This window comes from Microbacterium sp. T2.11-28 (assembly GCF_950097975.1).
In the GTDB taxonomy this organism is placed as follows: Bacteria; Actinomycetota; Actinomycetes; order Actinomycetales; family Microbacteriaceae; genus Microbacterium.
This window is the reverse complement of sequence record NZ_CATNHF010000001.1, coordinates 877,741-891,497: the sequence shown is the minus strand read 5'-3', so window position 1 is coordinate 891,497 and position 13,757 is coordinate 877,741. Positions and strand designations below refer to the sequence as shown.

The window sequence follows — 13,757 nt, the reverse complement described above, 5'->3', positions numbered from 1 at the left end:
AGCGCTCAGTCCCCGGCGGGCACGGCCGCCGGCACGAACTCCGCGTACTGCGGAAGGGTGCCGTCGAGGACCGGGACGGCCACCTCGACGCCCGTGCCGTCGCCCGACTGGAAGGCGATCTCGACGTTGTCGCCCGGCGCGGCGCCGAGGGCGTCGATGAAGAGGGGCTGGGCGCCGTCGACGCCGAGGCTCACGACGCTGCGCGCCGGCACCTGGACGGTCGCGACACGACCGGCGATTCCGACGTTCAGGGTCTCCGCGCTGTCGGTGTCGTTGACGATGGCGCCGATGAGGTTGCCCAGCGTGCCGTCCTCGTTGGCGATCACCATGGCGTTGCGCACCTGCAGGGGGCCCGAGGCCGGGACGTTGACGCCGTCCGACGGCGAGTAGGGGATCGTCGTGGCCTGCGGCGAGACCATCGAGCACCCGGTCGCACCGAGCAGGACGGCGGCTCCGAGGGCAAGGGGCGCGAGGCGGCGCGAGATCACGGATCCTCCTGGGATGATGCGGGTGGTGCGACGGGGCGTACGCCACCATCCTAGAGGCGGTTTCGTGCAGACTGAAGCCGGTGGGAGCGGTCAGGCGGCGAACCTTACCCTATCTGCGCTGTGGTATCCTTGAGGTTGCCGAAAGGACATAACTGCATGCTTTTTGAGGTTGGCGAGACGGTCGTCTATCCGCACCACGGCGCCGCGACGATCATCGAGGTCAAGGACCGGATCATCAAGGGCGAGACCAAGAAATACCTGAAGCTCAACGTCACGCAGGGAGACCTCATCATCGAGGTCCCGGCGGAGAACGTCGACCTGGTCGGCGTTCGCGACGTGATCGGCAAGGACGGCTTGGAGCGCGTCTTCGACGTGCTGCGCGCGCCCTTCACCGAGGAGCCCACGAACTGGTCGCGCCGGTACAAGGCGAACCTCGAGAAGCTCGCATCGGGCGACGTGATCAAGGTGAGCGAGGTCGTGCGCGACCTGTGGCGCCGCGATCAGGACCGCGGCCTGTCCGCCGGTGAGAAGCGCATGCTGGCCAAGGCGCGCCAGATCCTCGTGTCCGAGATCGCGCTCGCGCTCAAGACCGAGGAAGAGAAGGCGTCCGCCGTCCTCGACGACGTCCTCGCGAGCTGACGCGCTCCATCTTCGCCGGCGGAGCTCCTCGGGTCTTCGCCTCCCACCGCGGGAGCGGTCGGTAGTGTCGAACCCATGACCGCGCCGTCTTCGCCGATCGCCCGCCCGCGTACCGCGATCGTCGTCGTCGCCGCCGGGTCGGGCACCCGGCTCGGCGCCGACGCGCCCAAGGCTTTCGTCGGGATCGACGCCCACACCGTGCTCCGGCATGCGCTCCACGGCGTCTTCGCCGCGCCCGCGGCGCAGGTGGTGCTCGTGGTCCCCGGCGACCGGCGCGGCGATGCGCTCACCGAGGTCGTGGAATCGGCGGGCGAGCGGCGGGACCTCGTCACGGTCGTCTCCGGCGGCGCCACCCGGCAGCAGTCGGTCGCCGCCGGGCTCGCGGCGGTGTGGCCCGACGTCGAGTACATCCTCGTGCACGACGCGGCGCGGGCGCTGACGCCGCCGGCGGTGTTCGAGCGCGTGATCGCCGCGCTCGAAGAGGGGAGGGAGGCGGTGCTCCCCGTCCTGCCGGTCGTCGACACGGTGAAGCGCGTCGACGGCGAGGCGGTCGTCGTGGCCGTCGACCGGTCGGTGCTGGCCGCCGCGCAGACGCCGCAGGGCTTCCGCCGCGACGTGCTGCTGGCCGCGCTCGCCGAGGCCGATCAGGAGCACACCGACGATGCGGCCCTCGTCCAGGCCGCCGGCCACGCGGTCACCACGGTGCCCGGCGACGAGCGGGCCTTCAAGATCACGACCGCGGCAGACCTCGAGCGCGCCCGCGCCGCCGTCGCGCCGATCGCCCCGTCGACCGCTTCCCTGGCCCCCCGCCCGGCGCTTCCGCGCGTGGGCATCGGCACAGATGTGCACGCGTTCGGCGGCGGGGGCTCGCTGTGGCTGGCCGGCCTGGAATGGCCGGGGGAGACGGCGCTGCACGGTCACTCCGACGGCGACGCTGTCGCGCACGCCATCGTCGACGCGCTCCTGGCGGCGGCGGGACTGGGGGACATCGGCCTGCACTTCGGCACCGACCACCCCGAGTACGCGGGAGCCCACGCGGCGGCCTTCCTCACCCGCACCCGGGCGATCCTCGCCGAGGCGGGCTTCGCCATCGGCAACGTGTCGGTGCAGGTGCAGGCGCGTCGCCCGCGCTTCGCCGCGCGCCGGCTCGAGGCCGAGCGCGTGCTGTCGGACGCCCTCGGGGCGCCCGTCTCCGTGTCGGCCACCACGACCGACGGGCTGGGCTTCACCGGGACCGGCGAGGGCGTGGCCGCCTTCGCCGTCGCGCTCGTCGTCGCGGTCTGAACCGGTTCCGACGGAGCGCTTCAGAGCGACCGGGTCATGAACACCGACAGCGGGTCGTGCCGGTAGTCGCCGAAGGGTCCGCACTCCGTGAACCCCTCGCTCGCGTACAGCCGGCGAGCGGGGACGAACGCGGCCTCGGCGCCGGTCTCGAGCCAGAGCGAGCGGATGCCGCGGGCCCGCGCCTCCGCGACGATGTGAAGGAGGAGCGCCCGCCCCGCCCCGGTGCCGCGGAACCGGTCGTCGACGCGCATCGATTTGAGCTCCCCGCGCTCGTCGTCGAGCTGCTTCAGCGCGCCGATCCCCACCAGGTCCTCGCCCTGCCAGGCCGACCACACGGTGACGGCCGGATCGGCGAGGGCGCCCGCGTCGAGGGCGTGGACGCTGCACGCCGGGGTCAGCTCGTGCATGCCCGCGAGGTGCGCGGCGATCAGTCGCAGGGTCTGCGTGCCGGAGAGGTCGTCGACGATGATGCGGAGGGTCACGGTCGTCAGGATGCCAGGGCCAGGTTTCGCCGGCGTTTCCCGCTCAGCCCTCGAGGGCGTACGGCGCCGGGTCGCGGGGGCGGCGGGAGCCCCAGGCGAGCAGCACGAGACCGGTGGCGAGGATGCCGAGGCCCGCGACGGCGAGTCCGCTCAGCCGTTCGCCGAGCACCGCGATGCCCAGGATGCTCGCCGTCAGCGGCTCGGCCAGGGTGAGCGTGGCTGCCGTCGCAGCCGTCAGCCGCTCCAGTCCCCAGGTGAAGAGCGTGTAGGCGACGGCGATCGTCGCGATGCCGAGCCAGAGCGTCATCACGAGGCCGGCGGGACCGAGCACCCACGAGACGTCGACGAACGGCAGTGCCAGCACCGCCACCCCCGCCGACCACGCGCCCATCGCCCCAGCGACCGTGAACGGGTCCCATCCCGCGTCCATCAGCCGCCGCTGAGCGTTCGCGAACACGGCGAACGAGGCGCCGGCGCCGACCGAGCCGACGAGGCCGAGCGGGTCGGTGCCGCCCGCTCCGCCCGCCGCGCCCCCGACACCGAGGACCACGACGCCGGCCGTGGCGAGGACCGTCGCGACCATCCAGGTCGCCGAGGGCAGGCGGCGCGTGAGCGCCCACTCCAGCAGGCCGGCGATCACGGGCGCCGACCCGAGCGCGATCACGGTGCCCACGGCGACGCCGCCGCGGGCCGTCCCGAGGAAGAACAGCGGCTGGTAGGCGGCGAGGCAGACGCCCGTCACGGCCATGAGCGCGATCGCGCGACGGGTGGGGAGCGGATTCGGATGCCGGCGGATGCGGCGCCGCGCGAGCGTGAAGCCGATCGCGGCGAGGACGGTGCCGCCCACGACCAGGCGCATCACCCCGATCGACAGCGGCGTGGTGCCCTCCGGGCCGAGCGCCTGCGAGGTGCCGGTCGTGCCGAACAGCACGGCGGCGGCGAGGACGGCGAGGACGGCGAGCACCCTACAGTTCTACAGGGCGCGCGCCGGTAGGCTGGTGCGGTGACGGTCCGCCTCTACGACTCCCAGGCTCAGGCGCTGCGCGACTTCGCGCCGCTCGATCCGTCGAACGTCACCCTCTACGTCTGCGGCCCCACCGTGCAGTCCGGTCCCCACATCGGTCACGTCCGCGCCGCGCTGAGCTTCGACCTCCTGCGCCGCTGGCTGACCTACCGCTTCGGGCGGGTCACGTTCGTGCGCAACGTGACCGACATCGACGACAAGGTGCTGATCAACGCGACCGACGCGGAGCCGTGGTGGGCGCTGGCGTACCGCATGGAGCGCGAATTCACGCGGGCGTATGCCGCGGTCGGCATCCTTCCCCCCACCTACGAGCCGCGCGCGACGGCATCCATCCCGCAGATGATCGAGCTGATCGAGCGCCTGATCGAGGCCGGCCATGCGTATCCCTCGGGGAGCTCGGGGGCCGGGGCGAGCGGCGACGTGTACTTCGATGTGCGGTCGTGGCCCAGGTACGGCGCGCTCACGCACCAGTCGATCGACGCCATGGAGCCCGCCGCCGACGCCGATCCCCGCGGCAAGCGGGATCCGCGCGACTTCGCGCTGTGGAAGGGCGCGAAGGCGGACGAGCCCGCGTCGGCCGTGTGGGACTCGCCCTGGGGCGCGGGCCGCCCCGGCTGGCACATCGAGTGCTCCGCCATGAGCAGGCGGTACCTCGGTGCCGAGTTCGACATCCACGGCGGCGGTCTCGACCTCCGCTTCCCGCACCACGAGAACGAGCTGGCCCAGTCGACGGCCGCGGGCGATGCGTTCGCGCGCTACTGGGTGCACAACGGCCTCGTCACCGTCGGCGACCAGAAGATGTCGAAGTCCCTGGGCAACTTCCTGCTCGCCGACGACGTGCTCCGCGACCACGATCCGCTGGTCGTCCGGTACGCCCTCGCCGCTGCGCACTACCGCTCCAGCCTCGACATCTCGCCGACCTCCTTCGACGAGGCCGAGGCGGCGCTCGACCGCATCCGCACCTTCCAGCAGCGCGCGACCCGTGCCCTCGGGCTGAAGGGCCGGATGACCGCCGCCGACCTGCCGGACGAGTTCGCCGCGGCGCTGGACGACGACCTGGGCGTGCCGCAGGCGCTCGCCGTGGTGCACGAGCGCGTGCGCGCCGGCAACACGGCCCTCGACGCGGGCGACCACGCCGCAGCGGCGACCGCCGCCGTCGAGGTCGGCCGCATGACGGGCATCCTGGGGCTGAACCCGAGCGATCCGCAGTGGCGCACCGCCGGCGGCGGCGCCGAGACCGCGGCGCTCGACGCCCTGGTGCAGACGATGATCACCCAGCGCGCCCAGGCGCGCGAGAGCAAGGACTGGGCGGCAGCCGACCGCATCCGCGACGCGATCGCGGCGGCCGGCATCGCCCTCGAAGACGGTCCCGACGGGACCCATTGGAGTCTGAACGATGGCTAAGCCCGGCAACCCCTCCGCAGGCAAGGGCAAGAAGAAGGGACCCACGAAGGGCACCGGCGGCAAGAACCGGCGCTCGCTCGAGGGTCGCGGCCCGACCCCCAAGGCCGAGGACCGCGCCTGGCACCCGGCCGGCAAGCGCAAGGCCGCGGCCGAGCGGTACGCCGCGGCGGGCGGCAAGGGCGCGCCCGGCAAGGCGCGCACGTCGACCTCCGGCGGCCGCGCGAAGAAGGACGAGGACACCGAGGTGGTCACCGGCCGCAACTCGGTGCTCGAGGCGCTGCGCGCGCGCATCCCCGCGACCGCCTTCTACATCGCCCAGCGCGTGGAGATGGACGACCGCGTCAAGGAGATGCTCGCCACCGCGACCCAGCGCGGCATCCCCGTGCTCGAGGTGACGCGTCCCGAACTCGACCGCATGGCCGGGTTCGACGGCGTGCACCAGGGCGTCGCCCTGAAGGTGCCGCCCTACGAGTACGCGCACCCGCAGGACCTGCTCGAGGAGATCATCGACCGCGGCCAGCTGCCGCTGCTGGTGGCGCTGGACGGCGTCACCGACCCGCGCAACCTCGGCGCGATCATCCGCTCGACCGCGGCTTTCGGCGGGCAGGGCGTCATCGTGCCGCAGCGGCGGTCGGCGAGCGTGAACTCCGCGGCGTGGAAGACGAGTGCCGGCGCGGCGGCGCGCATCCCCGTGGCCGTCGCCCCCAACCTGACGACGACGCTCAAGGAGTTCAAGAAGCAGGGCGTGTTCGTCCTGGGGCTCGCGGGCGACGGCGACGTGTCGCTCCCCGCGCTCGAGCTGGCCGACCGTCCGGTCGTGATCGTCGTCGGCTCGGAGGGCAAGGGACTCTCGCGCCTGGTGACCGAGAACTGCGACCAGATCGTCTCGATCCCGATCTCGACGGCCACCGAGTCGCTCAACGCCGGCATCGCCGCGTCGGTCGCGCTCTACCAGGTGTCCACCCTCCGCGCCGCGCAGGAGTAGGCCCGCCGCCACGCTCACCCACCTCGCCGAGCCGACACGATGCGCGCGAGCCGACACGCTGCGTGCGGTGCGCAGCGTGTCGGCTCGCGCAAAGCGTGTCGGCTCGGGATGAGGGAAGGGGTCAGACCGCAGCCACGGCGTCGATCTCGATCGCTGCGCCCCCGACCAGCCACGACACCCCGAGGAGCGTGCTGGCGGGAAGGTCATCGCCACCCATGATGCGGTCGCGGACCGAACGCCAGACGGCGAGCTTCTGCTCGTCGAGACCGGCGATGTAGACGCCGACGCGCACGATGTCCTCCGGCGATGCACCGGCTGCGGCGAGCGCCCGGCGAAGCCCCGCGTAGGCGAGCGCCACCGCCCGCTCGAACGACGCCGGCGCCGTCCCGTCGTCCTCGAGGCCCACGACCCCGGATACGAAGAGGAGCTCGCCCGCGCGCACGCGCACGCTGTCGGAGATCCCCGGGTAGACCGGCGCCGGATACCGGAGGACCCGTCCGCCGGACGGATCGGAGCCCGCGGCGCTCACTTCTTGTACTGGTACGGGTTGGTGAGCACCTCGGTCTCGGGGATGTCGGGGTGCTGCCCGGCGATCCAGTCGTCGCCGACCTCGCGCTCGAGGTAGGCGACGGTGTCGTCCAGCTTCGCGCGCACGCCGCGGAGGTCGCCGGCGATGACCTTGCCGTTCCACTTCACCGCCTCGCCGCCCACGAGCACGGTGTGCACGTCGCCGCGCTGCGCCTGGTACACGATCTGGCCCCAGGGGTTGATGAGCGGTGCCCAGGTGGGGGAGTCCTCGTTCTTGAGGAGGATCACGTCGCCGAGCTTGCCGACCTCCAGCGAGCCGATCCGGGAGTCCTCCCCGATCGCCTGCGCCCCGCCCCGCGTGGCCATGTGCACGACGTCCTCGGCCCGCAGCTTCACGTGGGTCACGGTCTCGGCCGGCTCGCGGCGGTGGGCGTGGAAGTGCTCGAGCGCGCGGTCGGCGTTGACGGTGGCCCGCATGGCCGAGAACAGGTCGGCGCTGAACCACACGCTCGTGTCGACGGAGAGCGAGGTGGGGATGCCGTGACGGCGCAGCTGGTGGATGGGCGGGTACCCCTGCCCGCAGGTGTCCTCGGACTCGGTCGCCAGCGAGACGTTGCCGCCGGTGGCGGCGATCATCTGGTAGCTCTCCTCGGACAGCGAGGCCGCGTGGACGTAGGTGAACCCCTCCTCCATGACACCGGCGCGGTAGGCGTTGCGGATCCCCCAGTCATTGGTGGCGCCCCAGACGCCCGCATGGGTCGTCACGCGCAGACCGAGCTCCTTGGCCACGCGGTAGGCGGCCAGCTCGGGAAACTGCTCGTCCTGGTTGGGCACGTCGAAGGCGATCTGGGTGCCGAACATGCGGGAGTCGTCGCGCGAGGCGACGAGAAGCCGTTGGATGGCGGGATCGGCGGTCCACTCCCAGGGCGACTGGTGGATGTTGCCGTAGGCGAAGACGAACCGGCCGGGCGAGGAGACGAGGGCGTCGAAGGCCGCTTCGCCGTGCTCCACGGTGCGCAGGCCATGGGACCAGTCCACGCTGGTCGTCACGCCGGACTCGATCGCATCGAGGGCGGAGATGAGGTTGCCGGCGGCGTAGTCCTGGGGGCGGAACTTCGCGCCGTGCTGCAGGTAGTACCAGACGAAGTACTGCGTGAGCGTCCAGTCGGCGCCGTAGGCCCGCATCGCGGTCTGCCACATGTGCCGGTGCGTGTCGACCATGCCCGGCATGACGATGCCGCCCGAGGCGTCGATGACGAGCGCGTCGTCGGGGGCGTCGACGTTCACGCCCACCTCTGCGATGACGCCGTCCCGGACGAGCACGTCGCCGCGCGGCAGCACGGTGTGGGCGTCGTCCATCGTGAGCACGATGCCGCCGCGGAACAGCACCGGCTGTCCGGCGTGCGGTGCGGGGGCGGGGGAGGCCGTGGGGGCAGGGACGTCTGACATCGCCATCTCCTTTGATCAGCAGTGTCCGCAAACAGATTGTTCAGCGCTTGTACAGTCGGGTCAAACGCCGGATGGCCAACAGCATGCCGCATCGGCGCTCGTTTCGGAAGAGTCCGTTTCCCCCCGATTTCGGATAGCCGGGGCGGGTGCGGCGCTCTCGTCCGCGTCGTCCGCTTGACAAGCCGAGGGTCGTGTCGTTTACATAGGGTTTAGTGAGACTGAACACCGCGAGACGGTGGTGTCTCCCCGGCCCCGCGACGCGGCGCGGCCGGGTCGGATCCCCAGGGAGGCAGCGCATGGCCAGGTTCGTGGTCCGTCACGCAGCGGAGGCCGAGTACCTCGATCCGGGGCCGCTCGCGCCCGGCGCCGTCGGGATGACGCGCTGGCGCGGCGTCGGCGAGGACGACGGGGCGGCCCACACGGACTTCGGCATCTCGCGCCTGGAGCCGGGCGGTCGCACCGACACCCATGTGCACTCCTTCGAGGAGAGCTTCCACATCCTGGAGGGCGAGGTGGTCCTGGCCACCCCCGAGGCGACGGTCCACCTGGTCGCCGGCGACTACGGGGTCATCCCGATCGGCGTCCCGCACGCCTGGCGCGCCGCCGGCGACGCCGCGGCGTCGTGGGCCGACCTGTTCACCCCGCCCGCGCGCTCCCGCTACGGCTCGGACACCTACCGGGTGCCCGAGATCGCCGAGCGCGAGCCGATCCGGATCGACACGCGCGATCCGAGGACGCGCTCGTTCGGCAACATCACCACCGAGCACATGAACCCGGGCCGCCAGTCCCAGGAGCTCCTGGCCGTGTCGGCGAGCATGCGCACCGCTCTGCTGGTCTACAGCGGCATCACGCTGAAGATGATGGTCGACTCCGACCTGGGCGCGACGCTCGGCACGCTGTTCATGGTGCGCTACGCGCCCGACGGCATGGCCGGTCCCCACGACCACCCGCTCGAGGAGGCCTACCTCATCACCGAGGGCGAGGTGCGCGCGAGCTTCGACGGGCAGGAGTTCCTGCTGAAGGCCGGCGACATCGCCTGGGCGGGCGTGGGCTGCGTCCACTCGTTCGAGGCGACCGGCGCCGAGGTGCAGTGGCTGGAGACCCAGTCGCCGCAGATGCCCCCGCGACACGCGTACCGCTTCGTACGCGACTGGCAGTACCTGGAAGAACGTCTCGAGGAGGAGATGTGAGCGCACGGACCATACTCATCGCCGGAGGATCCTCGGGGATCGGGCTCGAACTCGCGAAGGACCTGGTCGCCGGCGGCGACCGCGTGATCCTCACGAGCCGCAGCCGGGAGAGCGCGGAGGAGGTGGCCGCGAGCGTGGGCGAGGGCGCCACCGGCATCGCGCTCGACGTCTCGGAGCCCGAGGGCATCGCGGCGCAGCTGGCCGGCGTCGGACGCCTGGACGGGCTGGTCCTCGCTGCGATCGAGCGCGACGCCAACACGCTGCGGGAGTACGACATCGCTCGCGCGCGCCGCCTGGTCACGCTCAAGCTGATCGGCTACACCGAGACGATCCACACGCTCCTGGATCGGCTGGAGCCCACCGTCGCGACCGGCATCGTGCTGTTCGGCGGGCGGGCGAAGGACGCGCCGTACCCCGGTTCGACCACCGTGTCGACGATCAACGGGGGCGTCGACGGGCTCATGAACACGCTCGCCCACGAGCTCGCGCCCATCCGCGTCAACGCGCTCCACCCCGGCATCATCGGCGACAGCCCGTTCTGGTCGGCCAAGCCCGAAGGCGTGCTGAGCGGATACGAGGGCCGCACCCCCGGCGGGGCGCTGGCCACCATGGCCGACGTCGTCGACGCCGTGAAGTTCCTGCTGTTCAACCGAGGCGTCTCCGCGCACAGCCTCAACGTCGACCGCGGCTGGCGCATCAGCTGACCGCGGCCGCGCGCACCATCGAGCACACCGAGACAGGGAGAAGACCATGAGCATCGCCACACGAGGGACGATGGGCGTCGACTGGGAGGCGCGCGTCGACTTCGAGCGCCTGCGCGACGAGCGCCTGGCGCGCCTGCACGCCGAGCTGGAGCGATCCTCGCTCGGAGCCGTGCTCGCGTTCGACTTCTCGAACATCCGCTACGCCTCGGCCACCCACATCGGCACCTGGGCGATGGACAAGCTCATACGCTTCTGCCTGGTGACCCGCAAGACCGACCCGATCGTGTGGGATTTCGGCTCGGCCGCCAAGCATCACGCGCTGCTCAACCCGTGGCTGCACGAGACGCACATGGAGGCCGACGCGGACCCGCACGCGCCGCACCACGGTGCGACGCGGCCGCGGCTGGAGTCCGGGGCGCGCGCCGGCATCTCGACGCTGCGCGGAGCCTTCCCGCCCGACGCGGGCATCGCCGAGGAGGTGGCGCGCAAGATCAAGCGCGAGCTCGAGCGCTTCGGCCTGGCGAACGAGCCGCTCGGCGTCGACGTGGTCGAGCTCCCCATCCTGTTCGCGCTGCAGCGCGAGGGCATCGACGTCGTCGACGGCCAGCAGGTGTTCATGGAGGCGCGGCGCATCAAGACGGCGGACGAGATCACGCTGCTCACCACCGCGGCGTCGATGGTGGACGCCGCCTACGACGAGCTGTACGAGTTCCTCCGCCCCGGTGTGCGCGAGAACCAGTGCGTCGGGCTCGTGGCGAAGTCGCTTTACGACCAGGGGTCCGAGTACGTCGAGGGAGTGAACGCCATCTCGGGAGAGCGCTGCGCGCCGCACCCGCACGTCTACTCCGACCGCGCGGTGCGGCCGGGCGACCCCGCCTTCTTCGACATCCTGCACTCGTTCAACGGGTACCGCACCTGCTACTACCGCACCTTCGCGGTGGGTTCGGCCAGTCCCGCCCAGCGTGACGCGTACACGCGCTGCCGCGAGTACATGGACCGCGCGATCGCGGCCGTCCGGCCCGGGGCCACGACGGCCGACATCGTGGAGCTGTGGCCGACGGCGCAGGAGTTCGGCTTCCCCGACGAGGAGGCGGCCTTCGCCCTCCAGTACGGCCACGGGGTGGGACTCTCGATCTGGGAGAAGCCGATCTTCTCGCGGCTGACCTCGCTGGATCACCCCGAGGTGCTCGAGGAGGGCATGGTCTTCGCCCTCGAGACGTACTGGCCCGCCGCCGACGGCTGGGGCGCGGCCCGTATCGAGGAGGAGGTCGTCGTCACCGCCGACGGCTGCGAGGTCATCACCAAGTTCCCCGCCGAGGAGCTGCTGGTGGCAGGCGGTGGCCGCTACTTCACGGTCAACGGCCCGCTCTCCAAGATCCGCGACTCCCAGTCGCACCTCAACACGCCCGAGGGGCGCGGCGAGATCGTCTGAGACGCGCCGTCCTCCGGCGGCGGGACCCCGTGCGCGGTACGCGGTCGGGCAGCACTCCGGCCGCGTTCCCGCCGCGCGCCCCGGGCCCCGGTGCCTGCCCGCCCGCGCCTGTGCACTGTTACTTGATTGATGTGCAGTAACACTTGACAGGGTGTTCACTCCTTGCTTCACTGGGTCCCACCCAGGCAGCTCCCCGACGATGTGGAAGGTCTGACAGATCGGTGTTCGAACCCGTATTCCTCGCCCAGCAGGTCCTCAACGGACTGAGCTTCGGCGCACTCCTGTTCCTCCTGGCGAGCGGTCTCACGCTCGTGTTCGGACTGATGCGCATCGTCAACATGGCGCACGGCGCGTTCTACATGCTCGGCGGCTACATCGGCGTCGTGATCGCGACGCTCACCGGCAACCTGCTGGTCGCCGTGATCGCGGCCATGGTGGCGGTCGGCCTGACGGCGTTCCTCGTCGAGGTGGTGCTGCTGCGCTTCGTCCGCGGCCAGGAGATGCCCGAGGTGCTGCTGACGATCGGCGTCTCGTTCGTGATCGCGGACCTCTGCCTCGCCTTCTTCGGCGGTGACCCGCAGAACCTCCCCAACGCCGTCCGCATCCCGGGGGCGTTCGTCCTGGGCGACTTCGCCTACCCCTGGTACCGGATCTTCGTCATCGGCCTCGCGATCGCGATCGGCGTCGCGCTGGCCCTCGTCCAGACCCGCACCCGCGTGGGAGCGGTGGTGCGGGCCGGCGTCGATGACCGCGAGATCATCGGCGCGATGGGGGTGAACATCCGGTGGGTGTTCACCGGCATGTTCGTCGTCGGCGCCGGTCTGGCCGCGATCGGCGGCACGATCGGCGCGGGGATGCAGAGCATCCTCCCCGGCGTGCAGAACGAGGTGCTGCTCTACGCCCTCGTCGTGATCATCATCGGCGGCCTGGGGAGCGTCCCGGGCGCCGCGGTCGGCAGCGTGCTCATCGGCCTGATCGACGCGTTCGCGAAGGCCTGGATCCCCGAGCTGGCCTACTTCACGATCTTCCTGCCGATGGCCCTCGTCCTCGTGTTCCGCCCGACGGGCCTGTTCGGAAAGGCTGCCTGATGAGCAACCGCATCGTCGAGACCCGCACCGTCCGCACCTTCGGCGCCCCGCGCCGCGACCGCGTCCAGCTCATGAACCTCGGGCTCCTCGGAGCCCTGCTCGTGGCCGCGATCGCCCTTCCCTACCTCGGCGCCTCCGGCTTCGTCGTCTCGCTCGTGTCCACGATCCTCATCTCGGCCACCCTCGCGGCGAGCGTGAACTTCCTCGCCGGCAACGGCGGGATGGTCTCGCTCGGGCACGCGGGCATCGCCGCCGCCTCCGCCTACGGCGCGGGCTGGGCGTCGCGCGAGGGGTTCGATCCGGGCATGCAGGCGCTCTTCGCCCTCGGGATGACGGTGTTCGTCTCCCTCATCTACGGGCTCCTGTCGATGCGCACGAGCGGCATCTACTTCCTCATGGTCACCCTCGCGGTGGGCATGCTGATCTACGGGCTCGCGTTCCGCCTGTCGTCGGTGACCGGCGGGGAGAACGGGATCTCGGGCATCCAGCGACCGGAGTGGATGGCGTCGTACTGGATCTACTACTACGTCGTCCTGGCCGCCTTCGTGGCCGCCACCGCGCTGCTGTACGTCGTCGGCAACTCCCCGTTCGGCGCGAGCCTGCGCGGCATCCGCGACAGCGAGAGCCGCATGCGGAGCCTCGGCTACAGCGTGCGCTCCTACAAGCTCGGCGCGTTCATGATCTCGGGGAGCGTCGCGGGGCTGGCCGGACTGCTGGCGGTGTGGCACACGCACTTCGTGAGCCCCTCGTCTGCCGGCGTCGACCGCTCGGTGCACCTCATCGTCATGGTGATCCTCGGCGGCGTCGGCACGCTGCTCGGACCGCTGATCGGCGCCGCGGTGGTCGTCCTCGTCGAGAACGTCCTGTCGAGCCACGTCGACCGCTGGCCGACCGTCCTCGGCCTCATCTTCATCCTCGTGATCCTCTTCGCCCGCGCCGGCATCGCCGGCAGCACGCGCAAGCTGTTCCGCCGCCTGCGCGCCCGACGTGCGGCCTCGCCGCCGGGAGACTCCGACCCTCACCCCACCGAACAGCACCAAGGAAAGGACCTGCAATGACG

14 protein-coding genes are annotated in these 13,757 nt (G+C 71.5%); 9 read left to right on the top strand and 5 right to left on the bottom strand.

What is annotated here, in order from left to right; translation table 11 throughout:
- Window positions 1–5: 5 nt before the first annotated feature.
- Entirely contained in the window at window positions 6–488 is a 483-nt protein-coding gene (locus tag QQZ13_RS04335; protein WP_284527876.1) for a DNA modification methylase, read from the bottom strand.
- A gap of 156 nt (window positions 489–644) precedes the next feature.
- Here QQZ13_RS04335 and QQZ13_RS04330 point away from each other — a divergent pair, with 156 nt between their 5' ends.
- Complete coding sequence (locus tag QQZ13_RS04330; RefSeq protein ID WP_284527875.1) at window positions 645–1,127, top strand: CarD family transcriptional regulator; 483 nt, start codon at window positions 645–647, stop codon at window positions 1,125–1,127.
- Between the two features lie 75 nt (window positions 1,128–1,202).
- Complete coding sequence (gene ispD, locus QQZ13_RS04325) at window positions 1,203–2,411, top strand: 2-C-methyl-D-erythritol 4-phosphate cytidylyltransferase (RefSeq protein WP_284527874.1); 1,209 nt, start codon at window positions 1,203–1,205, stop codon at window positions 2,409–2,411.
- Window positions 2,412–2,431: 20 nt separating this feature from the next.
- Here the strand turns inward: ispD and QQZ13_RS04320 are convergent, their stop codons facing one another.
- Both QQZ13_RS04320 and QQZ13_RS04315 read right to left on the bottom strand, forming a co-directional pair.
- The gene (locus tag QQZ13_RS04320; protein WP_284527873.1) at window positions 2,432–2,893 is read right to left on the bottom strand and encodes a GNAT family N-acetyltransferase; all 462 of its coding nucleotides are present in this window, start codon (window positions 2,891–2,893) and stop codon (window positions 2,432–2,434) included.
- A 43-nt stretch (window positions 2,894–2,936) separates the two neighbouring features.
- A complete protein-coding gene (locus QQZ13_RS04315; RefSeq protein WP_284527872.1) occupies window positions 2,937–3,857 on the bottom strand; it encodes a DMT family transporter in 921 nt (306 codons plus the stop codon).
- A 39-nt stretch (window positions 3,858–3,896) separates the two neighbouring features.
- On the opposite strand from QQZ13_RS04315, the gene cysS reads away from it, so the two are divergent.
- Together cysS and rlmB are read left to right on the top strand one after the other, a co-directional pair.
- Window positions 3,897–5,321, top strand: coding sequence for a cysteine--tRNA ligase (gene cysS, locus QQZ13_RS04310; RefSeq protein ID WP_284527871.1), 1,425 nt, complete (start codon window positions 3,897–3,899; stop codon window positions 5,319–5,321).
- On the top strand, window positions 5,314–6,306 hold the full coding sequence (gene rlmB, locus QQZ13_RS04305) for a 23S rRNA (guanosine(2251)-2'-O)-methyltransferase RlmB (protein WP_284527870.1): 993 nt from the start codon (window positions 5,314–5,316) through the stop codon (window positions 6,304–6,306). The genes cysS and rlmB overlap by 8 nt, the downstream gene beginning before the upstream one ends.
- Before the next feature lie 121 nt (window positions 6,307–6,427).
- Here rlmB and QQZ13_RS04300 read toward each other — a convergent pair whose 3' ends face one another.
- The gene (locus QQZ13_RS04300; RefSeq protein ID WP_284527869.1) at window positions 6,428–6,835 is read right to left on the bottom strand and encodes a RidA family protein; all 408 of its coding nucleotides are present in this window, start codon (window positions 6,833–6,835) and stop codon (window positions 6,428–6,430) included.
- Window positions 6,832–8,283 carry an amidohydrolase family protein gene (locus QQZ13_RS04295; protein WP_284527868.1) on the bottom strand — a complete coding sequence of 484 codons (1,452 nt, stop codon included), beginning with the start codon at window positions 8,281–8,283 and terminating at the stop codon, window positions 6,832–6,834. Before QQZ13_RS04295 ends, QQZ13_RS04300 begins: the two co-directional genes overlap by 4 nt.
- Before the next feature lie 296 nt (window positions 8,284–8,579).
- Between QQZ13_RS04295 and QQZ13_RS04290 the strand changes: the two genes are divergently transcribed.
- The 5 genes from QQZ13_RS04290 to QQZ13_RS04270 all read left to right on the top strand — a co-directional run bounded on the left by QQZ13_RS04290 (window position 8,580) and on the right by QQZ13_RS04270 (window position 13,755).
- Complete coding sequence (locus QQZ13_RS04290; protein WP_284527867.1) at window positions 8,580–9,473, top strand: cupin domain-containing protein; 894 nt, start codon at window positions 8,580–8,582, stop codon at window positions 9,471–9,473.
- Window positions 9,470–10,177, top strand: a complete 708-nt coding sequence (locus tag QQZ13_RS04285; RefSeq protein WP_284527866.1) for an SDR family NAD(P)-dependent oxidoreductase — start codon at window positions 9,470–9,472, stop codon at window positions 10,175–10,177. The genes QQZ13_RS04290 and QQZ13_RS04285 overlap by 4 nt, the downstream gene beginning before the upstream one ends.
- A gap of 46 nt (window positions 10,178–10,223) precedes the next feature.
- The gene (locus QQZ13_RS04280) at window positions 10,224–11,609 is read left to right on the top strand and encodes a Xaa-Pro peptidase family protein (protein WP_284527865.1); all 1,386 of its coding nucleotides are present in this window, start codon (window positions 10,224–10,226) and stop codon (window positions 11,607–11,609) included.
- Between the two features lie 221 nt (window positions 11,610–11,830).
- Window positions 11,831–12,697 carry a branched-chain amino acid ABC transporter permease gene (locus QQZ13_RS04275; protein ID WP_284527864.1) on the top strand — a complete coding sequence of 289 codons (867 nt, stop codon included), beginning with the start codon at window positions 11,831–11,833 and terminating at the stop codon, window positions 12,695–12,697.
- Entirely contained in the window at window positions 12,697–13,755 is a 1,059-nt protein-coding gene (locus tag QQZ13_RS04270) for a branched-chain amino acid ABC transporter permease (protein ID WP_284527863.1), read from the top strand. Before QQZ13_RS04275 ends, QQZ13_RS04270 begins: the two co-directional genes overlap by 1 nt.
- Window positions 13,756–13,757: the final 2 nt, after the last annotated feature.